Source organism: Pseudomonas sp. JAI115 (assembly GCF_014200835.1).
Classification (GTDB): domain Bacteria; phylum Pseudomonadota; class Gammaproteobacteria; order Pseudomonadales; family Pseudomonadaceae; genus Aquipseudomonas; species Aquipseudomonas putida_A.
On record NZ_JACHCY010000001.1, the window covers coordinates 684994 to 707993 of the forward strand.

The window sequence follows — 23000 nt, forward strand, 5'->3', positions numbered from 1 at the left end:
TGACATGGCCTCATCGCGAGCAGGCTCACTCCTACAGGGGACCGCGTACAACCGAAGAATTTGTGTGGACACCGACATGACCCATCGCTGCAATTCCTACTACACCGCCACCCTCAACCAGGACACCGACTACCCGACCCTGCAGGGCCGGCATCAGGTCGATGTGGTGATCATCGGCGGCGGTTTCACTGGCGTCGCCACCGCCGTCGAACTCGCCGAAAAAGGCCTGAAAGTCGCCATCGTCGAAAGCCACAAGATCGGCTGGGGCGCCACGGGACGCAATGGCGGACAAGTCACCGGCAGCCTCTCTGGCGACGGTGCGATGCGCAAACAGATGCGCCCGAAACTCGGTGATGAAGTCGACGATTTCATCTGGCACCTGCGCTGGCGCGGTCATCAAATCATCCGGCAGCGGGTCGAGAAGTACGGCATCCAGTGCGACCTCAAACACGGCCATCTGCACGCCGCCTACAAGCCAAGCCACATGGACGGTTTGCGCCAGGATTACGACGAAGCCGTGCGCCGGGGCATGGCCGACGAGGTCAGCCTGCTCGACCGCAGCCAAGTGCGCGACCTGCTGCAAAGCGATCTCTACCACGGCGCAATCAAGAATACCCGCAACATGCACTTGCACCCGCTCAACCTGTGCATCGGCGAAGCGCGGGCGGCGGAAAGTCTAGGTGCCTTGATCTTCGAGAACAGTGAGGTGTTGGAGATCATTCACGGCAAAACCCCAGGCGTGCGCACCGCCCATGGCCAGATCGATGCCAATCAGGTGATGCTCGCCGGTGACGTCTATCACAAGCTCGAACCGGGTCAGCTCAAGGGCAAGATTTTCCCGGCCATGGGCGGCATCGTCACTACCGCGCCGCTGGGTGATCTGGCGCGGCAGATCAACCCCGAAGACCTCGCGGTGTACGACTGCCGTTTCGTCCTCGACTACTACCGCCTCACGGCCGACGGGCGCCTGCTGTTCGGCGGCGGCGCCAACTACAGCGGCAAGGATTCACGGGACATCGCTGCCGAACTGCGCCCGTGCATTGAGCAGACCTTCCCGGCGCTCAAAGGGGTGCAGATCGACTACCAGTGGAGCTGCGCGATGGGCATCGTGATCAACCGCATCCCGCAACTGGGCAAGCTCTCGGACAACGTCTGGTATTGCCAGGGTTATTCCGGACACGGCATCGCTACCACCCACATCATGGGCGAAATCATGAGCCGCGCGATCACCGGGCAGATGGAACAGTTCGACACCTTTGCGCAATGCCAACACATCCGGGTACCGATGGGGGATTGGCTGGGCAATCCGTTGCTGGCGGCGGGGATGTGGTATTACCAGATGCTTGAAAAGTTGCGTTGACCGGACTGGCCCCATCGCTGGCAAGCCAGCTCCCACAGTGTCCGTGTCGTACTAAACCTCATGTACACCACCAAAACCTGTGGGAGCTGGCTTGCCAGCGATGGGGCCATCAGCCTCAGCACAAAATCTCAATCAGGCAACTGCTCCACCACAATCCCCAACCGCCGATAATCCTCAACACTCCCCGACGCCAGGTGCCGCTCGGTAATCAGCGTATGCAGGCGCGTGCACGACGCCACCACAAACGGCTCCACCGCGCCGAGCTTGTCCGCCGTGGTCACCGCAATCACCCGCGTCGCGCTGTCGAGCAGCGCCTGTTTCACAGGCACTTCATCGAAGTGCAGCGAGGTGATGCCCACCTCCGGGTGAATCGCACAGACCCCGGTAAACGCCAGATCCGCCTTGATCCCGGCCAGCATGCGCACCGCCTCGTGCCCGCTGGCCGACATCGTGCGCGGGTTCAGTTGCCCTCCGGCCAGAATCACCTTCACGCCCTTGTATTCGGACAAGGCAATCGCTGTCATCGGCGCGGCGGTCACCGCAGTGATCTGGATATCCGCGCGCAACGAGCGCGCCACCTGCAACGCGGTCGAACCGGAATCGAACAGCACAATCTGCCCGTCCTCGACCTTTTGCGCCGCCAACTGCGCCAGCCACACTTTTACCTCATCGGTCTCTTCCAGGCGGGTGAAGTAATCCTTGCCGCTGTCCTTGGGCCTTGGCAGCGCCCCGCCATGCACGCGCTGCACCAGCCCGGCGTTGTCCAGTTCGGCGAGGTCGCGGCGGATAGTGTCTTCGGACACGGCGAAGTGCTGGCTCAACTCGGAGGCCATGACCTTGCCGTCGCGTTCGAGGATCAGGAGGATTTTCTGCCGGCGCAGGGATGGCAGTTCGGTGACCGAATGATCGTGCATGGTTTTGCCTGTTTATGCTTGTAGTTGCAGGTTTTGCCGAGACTAGCGAAAGCTTTGGGCAAACACAAACCGGCGGGTATCAATTGTTTCGATCATTGGAATCAACATGCCGAATTTTTTCTTTGCATTCAGCCTGTTCAGAATGGCCTCACTTTAAAAAGGCTCAGGATGAACAGCTGATGAATCTCAATTTTGCGTTTGCGTGCATGATCGTGGTGTCTTTTGCGATTGCGTTGGGCCACGCCTGATCCGTCACACCGACGCCGCCAGATGCTCACGCAACCATTTGTGTGCCGGGTCGCGATGCGCGCGCTCGCCCCAGAACATCGCCATTTCGTAGCCCGGCACCGGCAACGGCGCATCGACTACCTGCAACGCCGGGTTGTCGCGAACCAAGCGTGACGGCAGCATCGCCACCAGATCGGTACTCGCCAGCACCGACATCACCATCAGAAAATGCGGCACCGACAGCACCACTTTGCGCGCCAGGCCGACCTCGGCCAGCGCCTTGTCGGTCACCCCGAAAAAGCCCCCGCCCTCGCGCGACACCATCACGTGTTCCAGCGCGCAGAATTGTTCGCGAGTCGGCTTACGCTTCAACCCCGGATGCCCGACGCGACCGGCCAACACGTAATGCTCGGTGAACAGCACCCGTTGATGCAGATCCAGCGGCGCCTCTTCGGTGATGTGCAGCGCCAGGTCAAACACGCCCTGCTCCGCCTGCCTGGCCAACTGTGCCGGCATCAGATCGAGCACTGCCAACCGCGTGCCCGGCGCCTGAGTGCGCAAACCGCTGAGCGCTGGCAGCACCACCGTCGATTCGCCGTAATCCGTCGCCGCGACTTTCCAGATGTGGCGGGCCTGAGCCGGATCGAACGCGCTGGCCGGCGCCACCGCGCGTTCCAGTGCTTCCAGTGCCTCGCGCAACGGCTCGCGCAGCTTGGCCAGGTGCACGCTCACTGACGGCTGCGACAGGCTCAACCGCTCTGCGGCGCGGGTTACGTTGTGTTCTGCCAACAACACGTCTAGGGTCAACAGCAAGTTGATATCCAGACGTCGTAAATTATTCATGGCTATACCTGACATATCAGACATTCATTTCCAATATACCGATCAAGGATTGATCCTGCCTGCATTCAACCAAGGAGTTGCCACATGAATGTGCTACTGGTCTACGCCCACCCCGAACCCACTTCGCTCAACGGCTCGCTCAGGGACTTCACCGTCCAGCGCCTGCAAGCCGCCGGCCACACCGTGCAGGTCTCCGACCTGTATGCGATGAACTGGAAAACCACGATCGACGCCGATGATGCCCCCGGTCGCGATGAAAGCCGGCCATTCCACGCCTCGATCGATTCGAAACTGGCTTACCAACAGGGCCGGCAGTCCGCCGACATCGCCCGCGAGCAGGAAAAACTGTTGTGGGCCGACGCGCTGATCCTGCAATTCCCGCTGTGGTGGTTCACCATGCCGGCGATCCTCAAAGGCTGGGTCGAGCGCGTGTATGCCTACGGATTTGCCTACGGTGTCGGCGAACACTCCGATGCGCGCTGGGGCGAGCGCTACGGCGAAGGCAAGATGAAAGGCAAACGCGCGATGCTGCTGGTCACCACCGGAGGCTGGGATTCTCACTACAGCCCGCGCGGGATCAACGGGCCGATTGATGATTTGCTGTTTCCGATTCAGCACGGCGTGCTGTTCTACCCCGGTTTCGACGTGGTGCCGCCCTTCCTGGTGTACCGCGCCAGCCGCATGGATCAAGCGCGGTTTGCCGAGACCTGCGAGGCGCTGGGCACGCGTCTGGATGAATTGTGGAGCACGCGGCCGATAGCGTATCGGCAGCAGAATGCCGGGGATTACGAGATTCCGGCGTTGACGCTCAAGGATGATATTGCTCCGGGTGAGGAAGGCTTCGCCGCCCACACTTTGTAAAGATCACTGAACCTTTGTGGCGAGGGAGCTTGCTCCCGCTCGGCGACGCAGTCGTCGCAAAACCTGCGATTTTGGTACACCTGAAACACCGCGGCATCGGGGTTTGGGGCCGCTGCGCAGCCCAGCGGGAGCAAGCTCCCTCGCCACAGGGGGATGTGCTTCAGACTTCCTCCCGCGCCCGCCGCACCTGCACCAACAACGCCGGCGCAAAGTGCAGCAGCACCATCCGCGCCAAGTGGTGAGTCAGGATAAACACCACATTCAGCCCACCGGCAAACGCGACAATCGCAATCGTCTCGATCGCCCCCGGCATGTACGCCAGCCACAGCGACAGCGGATCACTGCCTAGCCAGCGCGCCGCCACTTCGGCAAACGCCGCCGCGACCACGATCATCAAGCCGACCGACACCAGCGCCGTCCGCCCATGCCGGCCCAATTCCGCAAGACCGAGCCCCTGAAAACGCGAGCCGATCCGCACACCGAGAATCAGCGACGCTAGATTCAGGCTCCAGTCCGGCATGTGGAAGCCGTGCAGCCATCCTGATTTCACAAACACCGCAGTGAGCAGAATTGCCGTCAACATGAACGGCGCAGGCACGCCGATCACCAGCAGCAAGCGCCCGAGCACCACGCTCAGGCCAATCAGAACGAATACGGTCAACGCCATACCCGTGCTCAACGGAGCGCTTTCAACCACTGTCAACGAGGCTTGCCCGGGAATCAAAAAGCTCACCAGCACCGTGATCAGCAACAAGCGCATCAGGTGCACGATGATGACCTTGCTCGAGGCCTTTTCCGACTCCAGCAAATCGAACACTGCCGCCAGTGCGCCGGGGTACACCGCGAGTAGCGCATCGGTGCGATTCCATCCCGCGCCGCGAGTCAGCCACCATCCGGCGAGGGCGATCTGTACAGTCAGGCATAGAAGCAGGACGCCGAGGCTTGGCAACATCGCCGAAGCCGTCGCACTGTCCCACGCTTCGAACATCAGCCCGGTGGCGATGCCCAGCGTGACCTGGATGTAGCCCAAACCATAAGGCGTCGCAGGGGCAAACCCGAACTTGGTGGCGACCAATGCGGTGACAAGAATCGCCCCCAGCAACAGGCCATGAGGAACACCGCTGACCTGCAATGCAGCGCCAACGGCGGCCGCGATCAACAAACACAGAATCGATTTCATATTCTTCGCCTTCCTGGCTATTCAACTGACCCGACATCAATCCCATGTAGGAGCTGCCGCAGGCTGCGATCTTTTGACTTTGATTTTTAGAAGCAAGATCAAAAGATCGCAGCCTTCGGCAGCTCCTACAGGGGGGTATTCCTTCTTACGTGCGCAACCGCCCAATCGCCCGCCGATACTTCTCGACCCGTTCCAGATCCTCCCAATTTGGCGAGGCAATCCGCGACAGGTCGCTGTTCTCTTCCAGATCCGCCAGTTTCACCACCCGGCCAATCGGGTTCTGCGCCGCGCGCTCGACGAAATCCTCGTAGGACTCGCCCGGCACTTTGGTCACCGACTCAATCGCCGTCAGCACCTCTTCGCTGAAACCTTCCTTACGCAAATCATCGAGGCTGATGCCGCAATCCTCGACCACATCGTGCAGCACGGCGACGATGCGTTCTTCCAGCGTGGTCATGCGCAACATGACTTTCAGCGGATGCAGAATGTACGGCGCACCGCCCTTGTCGACCTGCCCGGCATGGGCGGTGGCGGCGATGGAGATAGCGCGTTCGAGAGTCTGGGTCATGGAAGTCTCCGTGGTTTAAACGCCATAGCGGCCGCCAACGTGGATGTTGCGTTTGAGCCAGTTGCGGATCGCTTCAAGCCGTCCGGTTGGCTTCGCTGGCCCGGAATGACGTTGAAGAATCAGCGAGACCACGGTGGACTGATCGGCTTTTGGATGGGCATCGATCAACTCGGCAACCCACGCGCAGTCAGCCTTCCTCAGGTGTTCACGCCACTCGCCCGGCCAAGCGTCCAGCTCATCCAGCGCCAACCACCGCGCACCGCCGTGTTCCATGTGCCCGCCAGACATCGACTGCTCGAAACAGAAAGGCGAGTCTGGCTTTGCAGGGTCAATGTGAAACAGATAGATGTCGTGAAAGGGGTGTTGCGAGGGGAGCGCGTTATTGCGGCTGCCGATTTCGATCATGGGCAATGTTCCAATCCTTGGGCGCTGAATGTTTCCGATTGTTTCGCAGTGTATGCCGCGGGAGCAAATCAAAAACCCGATGGAACCTCCCTCCTCCACGCCTTCTCGAAACTATAAAGCGCCAAAAGCTTCGATCAGACCCGGCGCCCCTGAAGAGGAAACCCCGATGAACGTTCGCCTCCTGCTTCTGATCGCCACCTTCGCCGTCATCCCCACCTGCGTCATGGCCGAGGGCTGCGACGTCCAGACCCAATCCTCCAGCGCTTCGGTGCCAGCGGTGGAAACCCACAGCTGCTACGAATACGAAGGCATGCCCGTCAGTTCCATCGACTGGTCGTGCAGCAATGAAAGCAAAGATATGCTCAACAGTAAGAAAACCAAGGTCGACCACTGTGCCGACCACTATCAGGCCACGTGTATCGCCACGATCACCCAGGAATCCCTGGCCAACCCGCACTCCACCAGCAAAGACAAAAACGCCAAGGCGCTGAACATCCCCGATAACGCCCAAGTGACCACGTATTACTACGACGTGGATCATCTGGCCCAGGCGCGAATTGATTGTGAGAATGGTGGTGGGCATTGGAAAGCAAAGTAAGCGTTTGATATCTGTGTTTGCGACAGGCAAAGAAAAGCCCGGCTCTAAAGACCGGGCTTTTTAGTGCGCGACATCCGTTAACCACCGCCGTTACCCCCACTGCTGCTACCGGACGGTTGACCCGCGGAGCTGGGCTTGGAGGCAGAAGGCACCGGCCCATTGTCGGTCTTGCCACCATCCCCACCTTCAGGTAGCGAATTGGCATCCGGATCGGCATGGGTGGCAGGGGACGCCGGGTCGCGAGTCTGGCTGTTGCCGTCGTTTGCCGTTGGGGTGGGCATATCGCCGGCCGCGATCGCATACAGCGAGCTGCCGGACAGCAACGCCGCGAGGGTAAACACCGCGATTTTATGGTTCAGCATGGTGGCTCTTCCTCTGCGTGGGGAGTTACAGCATTGGAAGAAGGTGTGTGGCGAAGGTGCGGTGTGTCGGACGAATGGTTGTCGCCCAGTCATTTCGCGCAGTTTCGATATCTGAAAACTTCGTAGGAAAACACTTCATGTGGCGAGGGAGCTTGCTCCCGCTGGGCTGCGAAGCGGCCCCAAAACCGGATGGTCCGTTTTGCTAGCGGTACCGTCGAGTCAGTAAACGTGAAGCGTTATAACTGATTAAAAGGCAGATTATTAGTTTTTCATTTAAAAACCTGTCAGTAATGACAGGTTAGAAAAAACGGCTACTGCGATAACCTATGTTTTCGGCAAGATCAATATTTATCGTTCAGGAGATTATCCATGAGTGCGTTATATGCCTACTACAATAAGTCCAACGAGTTTTCTGCCCATTGCATAATAAAAGTTGGACTCATGAGAGGGGCAGAGGCGATGCATTTTGAAGGTGAGAGCGTTTCATGCACGGAGGAAATAAAAGAGGGTTGGTATTACGATGAAAATAGTCAAAAGTTCATCACTGCGCAGGAATTTGAAATCAATCGCGAAAAATACCGGACTTCACCTGATCCCAAGACACTCCCCCCTATAAAAATAAAGTTGCCAGAATACCCCCCTCCATCATCGGATAATAAAGATACTACCTGGAGAAAACCCTAAGCACGAAAAGCAATAACTTCGAACTTACTGATCTATAAAAAACTGCTCTACACGCCTTAAAGAAGTACCGCTGTCTCTTTCGAGTTCAGCGGTACACTTTCAGCAAACATGCTCAAGCACAATTAATTAAATTGAATTTCAAAGTGAAACAAATCAAAAATTCGCCGGCGTATTAGCACTAATAATCTCCGCCTCATCCGCCCCGATATTCCGGAACTTATGCGGCAACGTCGTAGGAAAATAATACCCATCCCCGGCATTCAACACGCTCACCTGCCCATCCACGGTCAACTCAACAGTGCCGCGCGTAACAAGCCCACACTCCTCACCTTCCGCATGCACGATCGGCTCTTCCCCGGAGCTCGCGCCCGGAGCGTACTGCTCACGAAGCAAGCGCATCTGACGGCTCGGCACCGAGGCGCCAATCAGCAGCAGGCGCAGGCCGTGGCGGCCGAGGTCGGGTTGTTCGTTGGCGCGGAACACGTATTGGTGTTCGCGCGGGGGCTGGTCGAAAGTGAAGAAGTCGGCCAGGGACATCGGGATGCCTTCGAGCAGCTTTTTCAGCGAGCTGACGGAAGGACTGACGCGATTCTGTTCGATCAGGGAGATGGTGGCATTGGTCACGCCGCTACGCCGGGCCAGCTCGCGCTGGGAGAGTTTGTAGCTTTCGCGTACTAGTTTGAGTCGAGAACCCGTATCCATGACAGCCTTATGTGAGTAGTACTTAAGGGTAATGGGGGTGGGTGGCGGGTGCCGCGCAAGGCGCGCGGATCACGTTGCTCCCGTGTCCCGGAACCGTGAAAGGCGGCTATTAAATCACGTTTGCCGGTGTTGCTCAGCAGGTTCGATGGACGGTGGGGCAAAAGTCCTTCTGGCCTTGTTAATACAGTCACTGTGGGAGCGAGCCTGCTCGCGAAAGCGGTGTGTCAGTCGACAACGATGTTGGTTGATATGGCCTCTTCGCGAGCAGGCTCGCTCCCACAGTTGGATCACTTTTGTGTCAGTTGGCTTTGTGGCGGTTGTCAGGGAGTCATCGCTGGCAAGCCAGACTCCCACAGGGTTTGCAGTGTTTCTGTGGGAGTGATGGTGCCTGTACTGGCGCCATCGCGAGCAGGCTCACTCCTACAGTGGTCACCTTGGTGTTTCAGGTAAAAAACCGGCGGGGTCTTGGGGGCCGCCGCCGGGGAGGTAACTAGATGCCGAAACGGTCGCGCAGCGAGTAGTAGACGGCGCCGAGGGCGGTCAACGGGGCGGAGAAGGTGCGGCCGCCGATCATTGGCATGTGCGGGAGTGAGGCGAAGGCGTCGAAGCGTTCGGCGTCGCCGCGGATCATTTCCGAGATCAGTTTGCCGGCCAGGTGCGAGCAGGTGACGCCGTGGCCGCTGTAGCCCTGCATGTAATAGGCGTTTTTCTCGATGCGGCCGAACTGCGGCATGCGTGACATGGTCAGCAGGAAGTTGCCGGTCCAGCGGTAGTCGATTTTCACGTCCTTGAGCTGCGGGAAGGTCTTGAGGATCTTCGGGCGGATCAGTTGTTCGATGTCGTCCGGTTCCCGCGCGCCGTAGACCACACCGCCGCCGTACAGCAGACGGTTGTCGGCCGTGAGACGGTAGTAATCCAGCAGGTAGTTGCAGTCTTCGACGCAGTAGTTGTTGGTGATCAGGCTGCGCGCCTGCTTCTCGGTCAGTGGCTCGGTGACGACGATCTGCGAGCCGCAGGGCATGCTTTTCGCGGTCACGCGGTTGTCCAGACCTTGCGGCAGGTAGGCGTTGCCGGCGATCAGCAGATACTTGGCGCGCACCTGGCCTTTGGCGGTGCGCACGACGTTCGGCTCGCCGTACTTGATTTCCACGGCTGCCGATTGCTCGTAGATCTTGCCGCCCAGACGCACGATGGCCGCGGCTTCACCGAGGGCCAGGTTCAGCGGGTGAACGTGGCCGCCCTGCAGGTCCAGCAGACCGCCAACGTAGGCGTCGGAGCCGATTTCGCGACGGATATCAGCGGCATCGAGCATCTTCAGGTTCTTGTTGCCGTAACGTTCCCAGCTGCGCTTTTGTTCCGCCAGGCCGTTGAGCTGTTTCTTGTTCATCGCTGCGAAAATGCCGCCCGGGCGGTAGTCGCATTTGATGTCGTATTCCTTGATCCGCGAACGGATGATGTCGGCGCCCTCGAAGATCATGCTGCCGAGGATTTCCGCCGTCTTGTCGCCGTAGCGTTCTTCGATCACATCGACGTCGCGGCTGTAGGAGTTGACCAGTTGCCCGCCGTTGCGACCGCTGGCGCCGTAGCCGACTTTCGCCGCTTCCAGCACCGTGACTTTATAACCGGCCTCGGTGAGGAACAGCGCCGAGGACAGGCCGGTGTAGCCGGCGCCAATGATGCAGACATCACACTCGACCGACTCTTCAAGGGTCGGGAAGTCGATGACTTCGTTGCGGGTGGCGGCGTAGTAGCTGTTGACGTGTTGTTGTTTCATTTTATTGTTCTCCGAGGGTCGCTCATCAGAAGCGACCACCGCTGTAGAAAATCAGAGCTTGATCCAGGTCGCTTTCAGCTCGGTGTACTTGTCGAACGCGTGCAGCGATTTGTCGCGACCGTTGCCCGACTGTTTGAAACCACCGAACGGCGCGGTCATGTCGCCGCCGTCGTACTGGTTGACCCAGACGCTGCCGGCCCGCAGGCCACGGGCGAAGGTATGCGCCTTGCTCAGGTTACTGGTCCAGACGCCGGCGGCGAGGCCGAAGATGCTGTCGTTGGCGATCTGCAGCGCTTCTTCAACGGTGTCGAAGGTGATCAGCGACAGCACCGGGCCGAAGATTTCTTCGCGGGCGATGGTCATCGCATTGGTCACGCCGTCGAAGATCGCCGGTTGCACATAGAGGCCACCGGTTTCTTCGAGGGTGCGCTGGCCGCCGGCAATCAGCTCGGCGCCCTGCTCACGGCCGATGCTGATGTAGCGCAGTACGTTGTCCAGTTGACGCTGATCGACCACCGCACCGACGGTGGTCGCCGGGTCGAGGGCGTGCCCCGGTTTCCACGCTTGCAGCGCTTCCACCAGCAGCGGAATGAATTGCTCGCGGATCGAACGTTCGACCAGCAGACGCGAACCGGCAGTGCACACTTCGCCCTGGTTGAAGGCGATGGCGCCGGCTGCAGCCTGGGCGGCCGCGCGCAAGTCCGGAGCGTCGGCAAACACCACGTTCGGGCTCTTGCCACCGGCTTCGAGCCAGACGCGTTTCATGTTGCTCTGGCCGGCATAAATCATCAGTTGCTTGGCAATCGCCGTGGAGCCGGTGAAGGCCAGCACGTCGACGTCCATGTGCAGCGCCAGCGCCTTGCCGACGGTGTGGCCGAAGCCCGGCAGCACGTTGAACACGCCTTTCGGGATGCCGGCATCCAGTCCAAGCTGCGCGATGCGGATCGCGGTCAGTGGCGACTTTTCCGAAGGCTTGAGAATGAACGAGTTGCCCGCGGCCAGGGCCGGGGCGAATTTCCAGCTGGCCATGATCAGCGGGAAGTTCCACGGCACGATCGCGGCGACTACGCCGGATGGCTCGCGGGTCACCAGACCGAGTTGATCGTGCGGGGTGGCGGCAACTTCGTCGTAGATCTTGTCGATGGCTTCGGCACTCCAGCGGATCGCGTTGGCGGTCGCCGGGATGTCGATGCTCATCGAGTCGCTGATCGGTTTACCCATGTCGAGGGTTTCCAGCAGCGCCAGTTCTTCCTGGTGTTGCAGGATCAGATCGGCGAAGCGGATCAGGATGCGTTTGCGCTCGGCCGGGGCCTTGTGCGCCCATACGCCGGAGTTGAACGACTGACGGGCGACTTCGACGGCGAGGTTGGCGTCGGCTTCATCGGTGCTGGCCACGGAGGCGAGAAAACGGCCGTCGACGGGGCTCAGGCATTCGAAGGTGGCGCCGCTGATCGCCGGGCGATATTCACCGTTGATGAACGCGCGGGATTCGATGGTCAGGGACTGGAAGCGTTGTTCCCAGTCGTTGCGTGTGGTTGTCATTGTTGTGGCTCGACAAGGGGGTGGATGACGGGCAAACACCCGTCAATCGAATTGGGTAACCGAATCCCCTGTGGGAGCGGGCTTGCTCGCGAAGGCGTCGTTACATCCAACGTCTTCATTGCGAGATACTCCGCTTTCGCGAGCAAGCCCGCTCCCACATTGGGTCGGTGTTGGTCTGCAAATCAGACGGTATGCAGATACCAGTTGTACTCAAGGTCGGAAATCGAGTTCTCGAACTCGGCCAGCTCGCTTTCCTTGCACGCGACGAACACGTCGATGTACATCGGGTCGATGTACTTGGCCATGACTTCGCTGTCGTCCAGCTCGCGCAGTGCGTCGCGCAGGTTGTTCGGCAGGCTCTGTTCGTTCTGCTCGTAGCTGTTGCCTTCAACCGGCGCGCCCGGCTCGATCTGGTTGGTCAGGCCGTGGTGAATGCCGGCCAGTACCGAAGCCATCAGCAGGTACGGGTTGGCGTCGGCACCGGCCACGCGATGTTCGATGCGCACGGCGTCAGCCGAACCGGTCGGTACACGTACCGCAACGGTGCGGTTGTCGATGCCCCAGCTCGGCGAGTTCGGCACGTAGAACTGCGCGCCGAAGCGGCGGTACGAGTTGACGTTCGGGCACAGGAACGCCATTTGCGCAGGCAGGGTCTCCAGCACACCGCCGATCGCGTGTCGCAGCGCGGCGTTCTGCTCGGGATCCTCGCTGGCGAAGATGTTGTTGCCTTCTTTGTCCAGGATCGAAATGTGAACGTGCAGACCGTTGCCCGCCTGGCCCGGATACGGCTTGGCCATGAAGGTGGTGTCCATCTCGTGGTCATAGGCGATGTTCTTCACCAGACGCTTGAGCAACACCGCGTAGTCGCAGGCCTTGATCGGGTCGGAGACGTGATGCAGGTTGACTTCGAATTGCGCCGGGGCGCTTTCCTTGACGATGGCGTCAGCCGGAATGCCCTGCTCTTTCGCGCCTTCGAGGATGTCTTGCAGGCAGTCGACGTATTCGTCGAGATCGTCGATCAGGTAGACCTGAGTCGACACCGGGCGCTTGCCGGACACCGGCGAACGTGGCGACTGCGGACGGCCGTTCACGTTGTCCTGGTCGATCAGGTAGAACTCCAGTTCGAACGCGGCGCAGATGGTCAGGCCCAGTTCATCGAACTTGCGCACCACGTTGGCCAGCACTTCACGCGGATCGGCGAAGAACGGCTCGCCCTCGATCTCATGCATGGTCATCAGCAACTGTGCGGTTGGGCGCTTCTGCCACGGCTCGATGCTCAGGGTGCCCGGGATCGGGTAGCAGATGCGGTCGGCGTCGCCGATGTCCAGACCCAGGCCGGTGCTTTCCACCGTGGAGCCATTGATGTCGAGGGCGAAGAGCGAGGCCGGCAGGTTGATGCCTTTCTCGTAAACCTTGTGAAGACTGGTGCGCTCGATGCGCTTGCCGCGCACCACACCGTTCATGTCTGCAATCAGAAGGTCGACGTACAAAACCTCAGGATGTTTCTTAAGGAATGCGTTTGCTTCGTTGAGTTGAACGGCACGCAGAGGGACCGACATGATGCACCTATTTAGCTGTTAATTATTATGTTCACCGCTGTTTCGCCGAGCCAGTCAATCCGAAAGGCAAAGTGAAGTCAATAGCGAACACCTGGCCGCTCAGCGTTTATTTTTCGGGCTTTTTTTAACACTCACGTGCCAATGCAGGCGCCGCAAGGCCTGAAATCATGAAGATTGGATGAGCGGCGTTTAGAATTTTTTACATGGCAGTTGTTAATTAAAATCAACGAGGCTAAGCTCCGGAAAAGCTCGTTCAAGTGTCAAACTTCGAGGTGAATAAAAATGGCATTCAAGCCATTGATCGGCGTTACTGCGTGCGTCAAACAGATTGGCCTGCACCCCTATCACATCAGCGGCGACAAGTACGTACGTGCTGTCAGCGTTGGCGCTCAGGGTCTTCCAGTGGTCATTCCTTCCCTTGGCAAACTGACTGAAATCGAAGACCTGCTCGGTCAACTCGACGGTCTGTTGCTGACCGGCTCACCCTCGAACGTGGAACCCTTCCACTATCAAGGCCCGGCCAGCGAACCCGGTACGGATCACGATCCGGCGCGGGACGCCACTACCCTTCCTTTATTGCGTGCAGCCATTGCGGCGGGCGTTCCGGTGCTCGGCATTTGCCGTGGCTTCCAGGAAATGAACGTGGCCTTCGGTGGCAGCCTGCACCAAAAGGTGCACGAGCTGCCGGGCATGCTCGATCACCGTGAAGCCGACAGCCCGGACGTGGCCGTGCAATACGCACCGGCGCATGCCGTGAGCGTGTTGGCGGGCGGTGTGTTCGAAGCGCTGGCGTTGCCGGGCGAGTTCCAGGTCAACTCGATTCACAGTCAGGGCATCGACCGCCTCGCGCCCGGCCTGCGTGCCGAAGCGGTGGCGCCGGATGGCCTGATCGAGGCGATCTCGGTCGAGCACAGCCCGACCTTCGCCCTCGGCGTGCAATGGCACCCGGAATGGCAGGTGCTGGACAACCCGAACTACCTGAAGATTTTCCAGGCGTTCGGCGAGGCCTGCCGGCAACGGGCGGCGCGACGCCACCAACGCTGACATAACCCAGGATTTCAAAACTGTTTACTGCCCCCACGGGGTCGGCGGCGGCGCGTGTGCGCATCCGTCATCCGTGACAACAACAAACCGTAATAACAACAAGTACGACCCAGGCAGCCAGGACGGCGGCGCCGAACAAGCCGGATCGGTACGGGTAATGCCAGTCAGTAAACGCATTTCCCCTGTGGGAGCGAGCCTGCTCGCGAAAGCGGTGTATCAGCAAACAATGATGTCGACTGACACTCCGTATTCGCGAGCAGGCTCGCTCCCACAGGTTCTGCGTCCTGGCTGACTGACATCCGTACAGGCTTGCAATCCACTTAAGCCCGGCCACGTTGGCCGAGCGAACGAAACCTGTTGGGAGTTTCACATGGCAAACGCCTCCAGCACTTACCGGAAGGCACTTGAAGGCCACCAGCAACCGAAAAAGGTTCTGGTGAAAGTCGACCGTGTCACCAAGAAGTTCGACGAAACCACGGCAGTGGACGATGTGTCCCTGGAGATCCATCAGGGCGAAATCTTTGCCTTGCTCGGCGGCTCCGGTTCGGGCAAATCGACCCTGCTGCGCATGCTCGCCGGTTTCGAGCGGCCGACTGAAGGGCGGATTCTGCTCGACGGCGTGGACATCACCGACATGCCGCCCTACGAGCGGCCGATCAACATGATGTTCCAGTCCTACGCGCTGTTCCCGCACATGACTGTGGCGCAGAACATCGCCTTCGGCCTCAAGCAGGACCGTTTGCCGGCCAGCGAAATCGACGCCCGCGTCGAAGAGATGCTGCGCCTGGTGCACATGACCCAATACGCCAAACGCAAACCCCATCAGTTGTCCGGCGGTCAGCGCCAGCGTGTCGCCCTCGCCCGCTCCCTGGCGAAACGTCCGAAGCTGTTGCTGCTCGACGAGCCGATGGGCGCGCTGGATAAAAAGCTGCGCTCGCAGATGCAACTGGAACTGGTGGAGATCATCGAGCGCGTCGGCGTGACATGCGTGATGGTGACCCACGACCAGGAAGAAGCCATGACCATGGCCGAGCGCATCGCGATCATGCATCTGGGCTGGATCGCCCAGATCGGCAGCCCGGTCGACATCTATGAAGCGCCGGTCAGCCGCATGGTCTGCGAATTCATCGGTAACGTGAACGCCTTCGACGGCACCGTGGTGGAAGACCTTGAAGGTCACGCGATCATCCACAGCCCGGACCTGCAGCAGAAGATCTACGTCGGCCACGGCGTCAGCACGTCGGTGCAGGACAAGTCGATCACCTACGCGATCCGCCCGGAAAAAATGCTCGTCAGCACGCTCAAGCCAGAGACCCGCTACAACTGGTCCGAAGGCAAGGTGCATGACATCGCCTACCTCGGCGGCCACTCGGTGTTCTACGTCGAGCTGCCCGGCGGCAAGATCGTCCAGTCGTTCATGGCCAACGCCGAACGCCGTGGCGCGCGTCCGACCTGGGACGACAAGGTCTACGTCTGGTGGGAAGACGACAGCGGCGTGGTACTGCGCTCATGAGAACCTTCAATCAGCAATTCCTGCGCCTGGTGCCCAGCGGGCGAAAATTCGTCATCGGCATCCCGTTCATCTGGCTGTTCCTGTTCTTCATGCTGCCGTTCTTCCTGGTGATGAAGATCAGCTTCTCGGAAGCCGCGCTGTCGATCCCGCCGTACTCGGAGATCTACACCTACGCCGAACAGAAATTCCAGCTGATGCTCAACATCGGCAACTACACCATGCTCGGCGAAGACGAGCTGTACCTGTCGGCCTACCTCGGTTCGCTGAAGGTCGCGGCGCTGAGCACGCTGATGTGCCTGGTGATCGGTTTCCCGATGGCCTATGCGATCACCAAAGCGAGCAAGGAAGCGCAAAACGTCCTGCTGCTGTTGATCATGATGCCGACCTGGACCGCGATCCTGATCCGTGTTTACGCGTGGATGGGCATCCTCAGCAACAACGGTCTGCTCAACGCGTTTCTGATGTGGACCGGGCTGACCGATCACCCGATCGAGATCCTCAACACCAACACCGCGGTGTATATCGGCGTGGTGTATGCGTACCTGCCATTCATGGTGCTGCCGCTGTACGCCAACCTGGTGAAACACGATGGCAGCCTGTTGGAAGCCGCGTCAGATCTGGGTTCGAGCAACTTCAACAACTTCTGGAAAATCACCGTGCCGCTGGCCAAGAACGGCATCATTGCCGGCTGCATGCTGGTGTTCATTCCAGTGGTCGGCGAGTTCGTGATTCCGGAACTGTTGGGTGGCCCGGAGACGCTGATGATCGGTCGCGTGCTGTGGCAAGAGTTCTTCAATAACCGCGACTGGCCGGTGGCGTCTGCGCTGGCGGTGGTGATGCTGTTGATCCTGATTGTGCCGATTCTGCTGTTCAACCGCAGCCAGGCCAAAGAGATGGAGGCACGGGGATGAAACGCTTCGGTTTTTCCAAGTTCATGTTGATCTTCGGCTTGATGTTCATCTATCTGCCGATGCTGATTCTGGTGATCTACTCGTTCAACGCCTCAAAACTGGTGACAGTATGGGGAGGCTGGTCAGTGAAGTGGTACGTCGGCCTGCTCGACAACACGCAACTGATGGGCTCGGTGGTGCGCTCGCTGGAAATCGCCTGCTACACCGCGATTGCCGCCGTCGCACTGGGCACCCTCGCCGCCTTCGTCCTGACGCGAGTGACGCGCTTCAAGGGTCGCACGCTGTTTGGCGGTCTGGTGACGGCGCCACTGGTGATGCCTGAGGTGATCACCGGTCTGTCGCTGTTGCTGCTGTTCGTGGCGATGGCGCAGTTGATCGGCTGGCCGCAGGAGCGTGGCATCGTCACGATCTGGATCGCCCACACCACGTTTTGTGCCGCCTATGTGGCGGTGGTAGTCTCCGCCCGCCTGCGGGAGCTGGATCTGTCGATCGAAGAAGCCGCGATGGATCTGGGGGCCAAGCCGTTCAAGGTGTTTTTCCTGATCACCATTCCGATGATCGCGCCGTCGCTGGCAGCGGGCGGCATGATGTCGTTCGCCCTGTCGCTGGACGACCTGGTGCTGGCGAGCTTCGTCTCCGGCCCGGGTTCGACCACGCTGCCGATGGAAGTGTTCTCGGCAGTACGTCTGGGCGTGAAGCCTGAGATCAACGCCGTGGCCAGCCTGATTCTGCTGGCGGTGTCGCTGGTGACCTTCCTGGTCTGGTACTTCGGTCGCAAGGCAGAAGCCAGCCGCAAGAAGGCGATTCAGGAAGCGATGGATCAGACCGCGAACGAGGCGTGGCAGCCTCAGCGCGCAGCCACCGCCTAAGCAACACCGATGAACACTGTGGTGAGGGGATTCATCCCCGATCGGCTGCGAAGCAGTCGCCAAACCATTGCATGCGGTGTCCCTGTTACACCGCAAGTGCCTGGCTTGGGGCCGCTTCGCGACCCATCGGGGATAAATCCCCTCACCACAGCAAGCTCCCTCGCCACAGGTTTTATGTGCACCGATTTTTTATGTTGGGTTTTTGAATAAAAAAAATGGAGTTTCACCGATGAAAATGCTTGGCAGGACTCTGCTGACACTGTCCTTAATGGGCGCAATCGCCACGGGCGTCCAGGCCAACGACAAGGTGCTGCGTGTTTACAACTGGTCCGATTACATCGCGCCGGACACCATCAAGAAGTTCGAAGACGAGACCGGCATCCAGGTGACCTACGACGTGTTCGACAGCAACGAGACCCTCGAGGCGCGTTTGCTGGCGGGTAAATCCGGTTACGACATCGTCGTGCCGTCCAACAGTTTCCTGGCCAAGCAGATCAAGGCCGGGGTCTATCAGCCGCTCGACAAATCCAAGCTGTCGAACTGGAAGAATCTCAACCCGGTGCTGCTGAAAAACGCCGCCGCCAGTGATCCGGACAACGCTCACGCGTTCCCGTACATGTGGGGCTCGATCGGCATCGGCTACAACCCGGACAAGGTCAAGGAAGTGCTCGGCGCCAAGGCCCCGACCAACTCTTGGGACTTGCTGTTCAAGCCGGAAAACGCCGAGAAGCTGAAAGCCTGTGGCATCAGTTTCCTCGACTCGCCGACCGAAATGATCCCGGCCGCCCTGCACTACCTGGGCTACCCGGTGAACGACAAGGACAAGGCGCACATCCTCGAAGCCGAAGCACTGTTCATGAAGATCCGCCCGTACGTGGCGTACTTCCATTCCTCGAAGTACATCTCGGACCTGGCCAACGGCAATATCTGCGTGGCGGTCGGTTACTCCGGTGACGTGCTGCAGGCCAAGGCCCGCGCGGTGGAAGCCGGCAACAAAGTGCAGATCGACTACAGCATTCCGAAGGAAGGTGCCGGCAGTTTCTACGACATGGTCGCGATCCCGCGCGATGCGGCGAACGTCGAGAACGCCTACCTGTTCATGAACTTCCTGATGCGCCCGGACATCATCGCCGAGATCACCAACAGCAACGGCTACAGCAACGCCAACTCGGCGGCGACGCCACTGGTGGACGAAGCGATCCGCAACGACCCGGGTTCTTACCCGTCGCAGGCGGTGATGGCGACGTTGTATGCGGTGCCGGATCAGCCGATTGCCACCCAGCGGATCATGACCCGCGGCTGGACCCGGGTGAAGCTCGGTAAATAACTGACACCGCCCCCTGTAGGAGCTGCCGAAGGCTGCGATCTTTTGATCTTGCGTCTAAAAAACAAAGTCAAAAGATCGCAGCCTGCGGCAGCTCCTACACAGGGATGTGGCGTAGCTTTTCCGTTCACGCAGCGCCTTACCACCGCTGCACCCTGCAATGAACGGCCTCACCTGGCTCCCTCGGCTCAGGTGAATTTCAGGCGCCCTCGGGCGCCTTTTTTTCTGCGCTCAATTCAGCGGCCAATCCTGAAGGATCCGGTAGCGGCCCTTGTGCGATTCGAACAGGGCGAAGCGCTCGGCACGCAGGAAGAATTCCGGCGGTGTGGCGGCTTCCGGTTCCGCTGCGCGGTAGTCCCGGGCCAGGGTCAGGTGCGGGCGAAACTCGCGTGGTGATTCTTCGAAGCCGAACGGCAGCATCGCCTGCTCCAACGCATACACCAGACGCAACAACCCCGGCGGTGCCTGCTCCGGCGCCAAAGACAGAATCCCGGCCCGATGCCAGACCTGCAGACGATCCAGCGCAATCTTCAATGGCTCACCCGGCGTGCGCACCTTGCCAGCGGCTTCGCAGACTTCATGGATCTGCGCCAGCGGTACGGCACCGAGGAACAGCAGCGTCAGGTGAAAGTTATCCGCCGGCACCGCCTTGCCGGTGCGCAACCCCAGCTCGCCGCGCCACTGGGCAATGGCCTTGCGTTGCGGTGGTGGGCAGTCGAGGGCAAAAAACAGTCGCTTGAACGGTTCATCCCTGCGCGCATCATCGGTCATGTGCCAACTCCTTCGCTCGTCGATCAGCCGATTCTACACAGGCTTCTCTGACGACTAGCGACGCCCGGCTATAGTTCAAGGATTGCCATCGAACCGGAGGTCGCCATGCGCGAGATCCTCAGCAAAGAACCGTGGTGGGCCCGGCCACCCAGCCCAGGGCAGGATGAAAGCGAGCTGGAATGGGGCTGGCTGGTGCATTACAGCGAAGGTGAACCGCGTTTCGAATTCGTCCGCGAACGGCCCACGGAAGAAGAAATCCGCCACCGCAAAAGCTGCCGGATCACCCCCTCTCCAGAGTGATCACCCTCCCATGTGGGAGCGAGCCTGCTCGCGAAAGCGTCCGCATTCAGCCTCACATTGCCTGACACGCCGCTTTCGCGAGCAGGCTCGCTCCCACACTGGATTTGTGGCGTGCCCATGATCGTCGCCATCCGCAAAACCCTGTGGGAGCGTGGCTTGCCCGCGAAGAGGCCGGCACATTTTGCAAACCCGCTGACTGACACACCGTCATCGCGAGCAGGCTCACTCCTACACGGAATCTGGTGAGTTTCAGGATTCAAGAAGGTTCTTGAAGCCCCCAAAGATCATCCGCTGCCCATCAAACCCCATTGGGTTGACGTCCGGTTGCATGCGCGGGTCTTCCATCATTTTCGCCATGCCGGCATCGCGGGTGGCTTTGTCGGGCCAGATCAGCCAGCCGGACGACACCGTCTCGCCGTCCTTGAGTTTTACCGCCATCGGGAATGACGTGACTTTGCCTTCCGGCACGTCATCGCCCCAGCACTGAACCACCTCCTTCGCTCCGTATTCCTTGAACAGTTTCGCGGCGATCTCACAGTGTTTTTTGTACTGTTCGCGATTGGCATTCGGCACGGGTGCTACAAAAATATCGATGTAAGCCATGATCACTCTCCTTGCACGTTGGGTTCGATCTGCCGGGTAGTCGATTGCGGCGGTTGCCATTCGACACGATTCACGCCCTGCCCGACCGACGGTTGTTCGCCCCCGCCAAGGCTGCCCTCGACCTGCCCGGCGATATGCAGGGTTCCGGCCATGACCCCGGTGGTCGGGTTCTGCAGCAGTTTCGCCCAGGCCTTGTCGAACGTGCTGCCCAGGCTGCTGCGAATCAGCGCTTCGCTGTCGGGCCGGTCGTTGGCCTGGATGATCGCGCGGATGCCCGCCACGCCGATCGAGATCACCCCGCCGACCAACTTGCCCGCCGCAGCCGCCACGGCGCTGGCGGCACCGCGTGGAGCCATTTCCGCCTCCATCCGCTGGCTGGCGCGTTTGGCCACGGGGGCCATGCCGGCGTCGGTCGAAGCGATGCCCTTGCTGCCGCCTTCGGTGTGGATCTTGTCGATCAGCGCGGCATACGCCGGCAAGGTGTTCAGCGGCTCGGTGCTGATTATTTGATACAGCGACGCATCCCGCGCCGGCGGCGGGCCGAGGGCAATCGCCGGGACCTTCTGCAGACGCCCGTTGAGCTGGGCCACCGGCACACCGTAACGCTGGGCGATGAGCGGCATCTGCCGGGCCATCAGTTGCGCGTAGAACGCCGTGGCCTGACCGAGGATCGCGTCCGGATCGATCTCCACCGCCACCGGTGCCAGCACCCTTTCCTGATATTGCTCAAGCAGATAGCTCGCCAGGCGCTTGGCCGAAGCGTCCTGTTCGCCGCCGGCACTGATGGTGTACCAACTGACCTTCATCGACAGCCATTCCTGGGTCCAGTAGCTGCTGAACCACGGAATGAAATTTTCTTCAGTTTGCTGATAGACGCGAGTGCGCCAATGTTCCATCGAACCCCGGGCAAATACTTTGACTTGCTCGGTGGATTGCTGCGAGGCGCTGACGATGTCGCGATCGATCTGCTGCCAGGTCGCCGGGGACACCACCACCGCTCGCGGCGCCACCGGGGCCCGCGCCGAGGAGGCGCAGCCAGCCAGCAGACACAGTGCGGCGACGACCAGCGCACGCAGGTTCACGGTGGTGGAGTCCTTGAATGGAGGAAAACAGATTTGAGTATAGGTGCGGGTATTGGGCCATTTGTCGGTTGTGGCCAGGCTGGCCCCATCGCGAGCAGGCTCGCTCCCACAGGGGAACGCATTTCAAGGTGGGAGCAAACCCACTCCTACTGGGGAGAACATCAACCATCAACGCCGTCGATATTCACCATCGCCACGATTGCCTTCCGCCCGCCGCCCGGCGAAGGCACGATTCACCCATCCGAGACGCAACGAGGAGTACCCATCATGATTCGCACCATCACCCTCTCCGTGAGCTTCCCGGTGTTCGGCAGCAACTACTACGACCAGCAGGTCGTCTCGCGCAAGACTCAAGCGCTGCTGTTCAACGAAGATTTCGACAATGTGCTGATGCCCGCCGCAAGCAATCACTTCAGCAATGAAGTGGTCGGCATCAACGATCAGTTCCGCTTTCTGAGCGACATACTCGCCACCCATTTGCTGGATCTCGAGGCCACCGCGCCTGCGCATTCCAGCGTCCGGGCGAGCGCTCATTTTTAATCGCCGAGGGCGTTCCCGTTGCGCGAACGCCCTTTTGATTTCTACTCAGTCATCGTCGCGATCACGATCGTAACGACGCCCGTCGCGACGACCATCGTCGCGGTCATCCCAACGCCGGTCATGGTCGTAATAGCGACCGTGATCACGGTCGTAATGTCGTCCGTGGCGATGATCATCATCAAAGTCCGCCACACAGCCAGCCAGCAAAACAGCGGCGGATATCGTCAACAGCAAGGTTGTTGCACGCTTCATTCAAACTTCCCTAACACCAAGGTCTTGACCACGGAACGGCTGTCACTGCCCGCGCCTTCAGGACGCAGTGCGCGCAGCCGCTGATACGACCGGACAAAAGGACTTTGATTCACTGCCCGACCACGACCGTTGATCGGCCCGCCGCCAGCATCCGGGCAGCGGCGAAATGCCACCTATACTGCTGCTTAGCGACTCCCACGCAACGGATCTG

General features: G+C 59.9%; 25 protein-coding genes. 11 read left to right on the forward strand and 14 right to left on the reverse strand.

All coding sequences use genetic code 11. The annotated features are described in order from the left end of the window. Positions 1-76: 76 nt before the first annotated feature. Complete coding sequence (locus HDC30_RS03030) at positions 77-1360, forward strand: FAD-binding oxidoreductase (RefSeq protein WP_183780657.1); 1284 nt, start codon at positions 77-79, stop codon at positions 1358-1360. Positions 1361-1488: 128 nt separating this feature from the next. On the opposite strand, the gene HDC30_RS03035 is transcribed toward HDC30_RS03030, so the two are convergent. Together HDC30_RS03035 and HDC30_RS03040 are read right to left on the reverse strand one after the other, a co-directional pair. Next, entirely contained in the window at positions 1489-2274 is a 786-nt protein-coding gene (locus HDC30_RS03035) for a DeoR/GlpR family DNA-binding transcription regulator (RefSeq protein WP_183780660.1), read from the reverse strand. Between the two features lie 252 nt (positions 2275-2526). After that, entirely contained in the window at positions 2527-3345 is an 819-nt protein-coding gene (locus tag HDC30_RS03040) for a LysR family transcriptional regulator (protein WP_221303322.1), read from the reverse strand. Positions 3346-3429: 84 nt separating this feature from the next. Between HDC30_RS03040 and HDC30_RS03045 the strand changes: the two genes are divergently transcribed. After that, a complete protein-coding gene (locus HDC30_RS03045) occupies positions 3430-4206 on the forward strand; it encodes an NAD(P)H-dependent oxidoreductase (RefSeq protein ID WP_096796459.1) in 777 nt (258 codons plus the stop codon). Positions 4207-4366: 160 nt separating this feature from the next. On the opposite strand, the gene HDC30_RS03050 is transcribed toward HDC30_RS03045, so the two are convergent. The 3 genes from HDC30_RS03050 to HDC30_RS03060 form a co-directional block, all read right to left on the reverse strand. After that, entirely contained in the window at positions 4367-5386 is a 1020-nt protein-coding gene (locus tag HDC30_RS03050) for an AbrB family transcriptional regulator (RefSeq protein ID WP_183780666.1), read from the reverse strand. 145 nt (positions 5387-5531) lie between these two features. After that, entirely contained in the window at positions 5532-5954 is a 423-nt protein-coding gene (locus HDC30_RS03055) for an HD domain-containing protein (RefSeq protein WP_183780669.1), read from the reverse strand. Between the two features lie 15 nt (positions 5955-5969). After that, entirely contained in the window at positions 5970-6359 is a 390-nt protein-coding gene (locus tag HDC30_RS03060; RefSeq protein ID WP_027611695.1) for a hypothetical protein, read from the reverse strand. A gap of 166 nt (positions 6360-6525) precedes the next feature. Between HDC30_RS03060 and HDC30_RS03065 the strand changes: the two genes are divergently transcribed. Next, entirely contained in the window at positions 6526-6957 is a 432-nt protein-coding gene (locus tag HDC30_RS03065) for a hypothetical protein (protein WP_183780672.1), read from the forward strand. A gap of 77 nt (positions 6958-7034) precedes the next feature. Here the strand turns inward: HDC30_RS03065 and HDC30_RS03070 are convergent, their stop codons facing one another. Next, positions 7035-7319: a hypothetical protein gene (locus HDC30_RS03070; RefSeq protein WP_183780674.1), complete on the reverse strand. Its 285-nt coding sequence runs from the start codon at positions 7317-7319 to the stop codon at positions 7035-7037. A gap of 369 nt (positions 7320-7688) precedes the next feature. Here HDC30_RS03070 and HDC30_RS03075 point away from each other — a divergent pair, with 369 nt between their 5' ends. Further along, complete coding sequence (locus HDC30_RS03075; protein ID WP_097088873.1) at positions 7689-8003, forward strand: hypothetical protein; 315 nt, start codon at positions 7689-7691, stop codon at positions 8001-8003. 153 nt (positions 8004-8156) lie between these two features. Here HDC30_RS03075 and HDC30_RS03080 read toward each other — a convergent pair whose 3' ends face one another. From HDC30_RS03080 to HDC30_RS03095, 4 genes are all read right to left on the reverse strand, one after another. After that, positions 8157-8705: a cupin domain-containing protein gene (locus tag HDC30_RS03080; RefSeq protein ID WP_003226097.1), complete on the reverse strand. Its 549-nt coding sequence runs from the start codon at positions 8703-8705 to the stop codon at positions 8157-8159. A gap of 490 nt (positions 8706-9195) precedes the next feature. After that, positions 9196-10479 (reverse strand): FAD-binding oxidoreductase, encoded by a 1284-nt coding sequence (locus tag HDC30_RS03085; RefSeq protein ID WP_098964477.1) that lies wholly within the window; start codon positions 10477-10479, stop codon positions 9196-9198. Positions 10480-10530: 51 nt separating this feature from the next. Then, entirely contained in the window at positions 10531-12021 is a 1491-nt protein-coding gene (locus tag HDC30_RS03090; RefSeq protein ID WP_183780677.1) for an aldehyde dehydrogenase, read from the reverse strand. Between the two features lie 182 nt (positions 12022-12203). Further along, the gene (locus tag HDC30_RS03095; RefSeq protein ID WP_027611689.1) at positions 12204-13580 is read right to left on the reverse strand and encodes a glutamine synthetase family protein; all 1377 of its coding nucleotides are present in this window, start codon (positions 13578-13580) and stop codon (positions 12204-12206) included. A gap of 282 nt (positions 13581-13862) precedes the next feature. Between HDC30_RS03095 and HDC30_RS03100 the strand changes: the two genes are divergently transcribed. The 5 genes from HDC30_RS03100 (at position 13863) to HDC30_RS03120 (ending at position 19244) form a co-directional block, all read left to right on the forward strand. Continuing rightward, positions 13863-14624, forward strand: coding sequence for a gamma-glutamyl-gamma-aminobutyrate hydrolase family protein (locus HDC30_RS03100; protein WP_183780680.1), 762 nt, complete (start codon positions 13863-13865; stop codon positions 14622-14624). Positions 14625-14994: 370 nt separating this feature from the next. After that, the gene (gene potA / locus HDC30_RS03105) at positions 14995-16137 is read left to right on the forward strand and encodes a polyamine ABC transporter ATP-binding protein (RefSeq protein ID WP_041073459.1); all 1143 of its coding nucleotides are present in this window, start codon (positions 14995-14997) and stop codon (positions 16135-16137) included. Between the two features lie 29 nt (positions 16138-16166). Further along, a complete protein-coding gene (locus HDC30_RS03110; protein ID WP_171061872.1) occupies positions 16167-17048 on the forward strand; it encodes an ABC transporter permease subunit in 882 nt (293 codons plus the stop codon). Next, positions 17045-17917, forward strand: coding sequence for an ABC transporter permease subunit (locus HDC30_RS03115; RefSeq protein ID WP_123588330.1), 873 nt, complete (start codon positions 17045-17047; stop codon positions 17915-17917). The genes HDC30_RS03110 and HDC30_RS03115 overlap by 4 nt, the downstream gene beginning before the upstream one ends. Positions 17918-18146: 229 nt before the next feature. Beyond that, a complete protein-coding gene (locus HDC30_RS03120) occupies positions 18147-19244 on the forward strand; it encodes a polyamine ABC transporter substrate-binding protein (protein ID WP_183780683.1) in 1098 nt (365 codons plus the stop codon). Positions 19245-19472: 228 nt separating this feature from the next. Here HDC30_RS03120 and thpR read toward each other — a convergent pair whose 3' ends face one another. Further along, positions 19473-20012 (reverse strand): RNA 2',3'-cyclic phosphodiesterase, encoded by a 540-nt coding sequence (gene thpR, locus HDC30_RS03125; RefSeq protein ID WP_183780685.1) that lies wholly within the window; start codon positions 20010-20012, stop codon positions 19473-19475. A gap of 105 nt (positions 20013-20117) precedes the next feature. On the opposite strand from thpR, the gene HDC30_RS03130 reads away from it, so the two are divergent. Beyond that, positions 20118-20312: a hypothetical protein gene (locus tag HDC30_RS03130; protein ID WP_027611683.1), complete on the forward strand. Its 195-nt coding sequence runs from the start codon at positions 20118-20120 to the stop codon at positions 20310-20312. Between the two features lie 249 nt (positions 20313-20561). On the opposite strand, the gene HDC30_RS03135 is transcribed toward HDC30_RS03130, so the two are convergent. Continuing rightward, positions 20562-20915, reverse strand: a complete 354-nt coding sequence (locus tag HDC30_RS03135) for a DUF1428 domain-containing protein (protein WP_150368970.1) — start codon at positions 20913-20915, stop codon at positions 20562-20564. Between the two features lie 2 nt (positions 20916-20917). After that, complete coding sequence (locus tag HDC30_RS03140) at positions 20918-21997, reverse strand: hypothetical protein (protein ID WP_183780688.1); 1080 nt, start codon at positions 21995-21997, stop codon at positions 20918-20920. A gap of 267 nt (positions 21998-22264) precedes the next feature. On the opposite strand from HDC30_RS03140, the gene HDC30_RS03145 reads away from it, so the two are divergent. Further along, positions 22265-22537, forward strand: a complete 273-nt coding sequence (locus tag HDC30_RS03145) for a hypothetical protein (RefSeq protein WP_183780691.1) — start codon at positions 22265-22267, stop codon at positions 22535-22537. A gap of 45 nt (positions 22538-22582) precedes the next feature. Here HDC30_RS03145 and HDC30_RS03150 read toward each other — a convergent pair whose 3' ends face one another. Further along, on the reverse strand, positions 22583-22789 hold the full coding sequence (locus HDC30_RS03150) for a hypothetical protein (RefSeq protein ID WP_183780693.1): 207 nt from the start codon (positions 22787-22789) through the stop codon (positions 22583-22585). Positions 22790-23000: the final 211 nt, after the last annotated feature.

Bases quoted from the DNA above. Each gene is read 5' to 3' on its own strand.
- HDC30_RS03030 (WP_183780657.1), top strand. From the start codon at position 77: ATGACCCATCGCTGCAATTCCTACTACACCGCCACCCTCAACCAGGAC.
- HDC30_RS03035 (WP_183780660.1), bottom strand. From the start codon at position 2,274: ATGCACGATCATTCGGTCACCGAACTGCCATCCCTGCGCCGGCAGAAA.
- HDC30_RS03040 (WP_221303322.1), bottom strand. From the start codon at position 3,345: ATGAATAATTTACGACGTCTGGATATCAACTTGCTGTTGACCCTAGAC.
- HDC30_RS03045 (WP_096796459.1), top strand. From the start codon at position 3,430: ATGAATGTGCTACTGGTCTACGCCCACCCCGAACCCACTTCGCTCAAC.
- HDC30_RS03050 (WP_183780666.1), bottom strand. From the start codon at position 5,386: ATGAAATCGATTCTGTGTTTGTTGATCGCGGCCGCCGTTGGCGCTGCA.
- HDC30_RS03055 (WP_183780669.1), bottom strand. From the start codon at position 5,954: ATGACCCAGACTCTCGAACGCGCTATCTCCATCGCCGCCACCGCCCAT.
- HDC30_RS03060 (WP_027611695.1), bottom strand. From the start codon at position 6,359: ATGATCGAAATCGGCAGCCGCAATAACGCGCTCCCCTCGCAACACCCC.
- HDC30_RS03065 (WP_183780672.1), top strand. From the start codon at position 6,526: ATGAACGTTCGCCTCCTGCTTCTGATCGCCACCTTCGCCGTCATCCCC.
- HDC30_RS03070 (WP_183780674.1), bottom strand. From the start codon at position 7,319: ATGCTGAACCATAAAATCGCGGTGTTTACCCTCGCGGCGTTGCTGTCC.
- HDC30_RS03075 (WP_097088873.1), top strand. From the start codon at position 7,689: ATGAGTGCGTTATATGCCTACTACAATAAGTCCAACGAGTTTTCTGCC.
- HDC30_RS03080 (WP_003226097.1), bottom strand. From the start codon at position 8,705: ATGGATACGGGTTCTCGACTCAAACTAGTACGCGAAAGCTACAAACTC.
- HDC30_RS03085 (WP_098964477.1), bottom strand. From the start codon at position 10,479: ATGAAACAACAACACGTCAACAGCTACTACGCCGCCACCCGCAACGAA.
- HDC30_RS03090 (WP_183780677.1), bottom strand. From the start codon at position 12,021: ATGACAACCACACGCAACGACTGGGAACAACGCTTCCAGTCCCTGACC.
- HDC30_RS03095 (WP_027611689.1), bottom strand. From the start codon at position 13,580: ATGTCGGTCCCTCTGCGTGCCGTTCAACTCAACGAAGCAAACGCATTC.
- HDC30_RS03100 (WP_183780680.1), top strand. From the start codon at position 13,863: ATGGCATTCAAGCCATTGATCGGCGTTACTGCGTGCGTCAAACAGATT.
- potA (WP_041073459.1), top strand. From the start codon at position 14,995: ATGGCAAACGCCTCCAGCACTTACCGGAAGGCACTTGAAGGCCACCAG.
- HDC30_RS03115 (WP_123588330.1), top strand. From the start codon at position 17,045: ATGAAACGCTTCGGTTTTTCCAAGTTCATGTTGATCTTCGGCTTGATG.
- HDC30_RS03120 (WP_183780683.1), top strand. From the start codon at position 18,147: ATGAAAATGCTTGGCAGGACTCTGCTGACACTGTCCTTAATGGGCGCA.
- thpR (WP_183780685.1), bottom strand. From the start codon at position 20,012: ATGACCGATGATGCGCGCAGGGATGAACCGTTCAAGCGACTGTTTTTT.
- HDC30_RS03130 (WP_027611683.1), top strand. From the start codon at position 20,118: ATGCGCGAGATCCTCAGCAAAGAACCGTGGTGGGCCCGGCCACCCAGC.
- HDC30_RS03135 (WP_150368970.1), bottom strand. From the start codon at position 20,915: ATGGCTTACATCGATATTTTTGTAGCACCCGTGCCGAATGCCAATCGC.
- HDC30_RS03145 (WP_183780691.1), top strand. From the start codon at position 22,265: ATGATTCGCACCATCACCCTCTCCGTGAGCTTCCCGGTGTTCGGCAGC.
- HDC30_RS03150 (WP_183780693.1), bottom strand. From the start codon at position 22,789: ATGAAGCGTGCAACAACCTTGCTGTTGACGATATCCGCCGCTGTTTTG.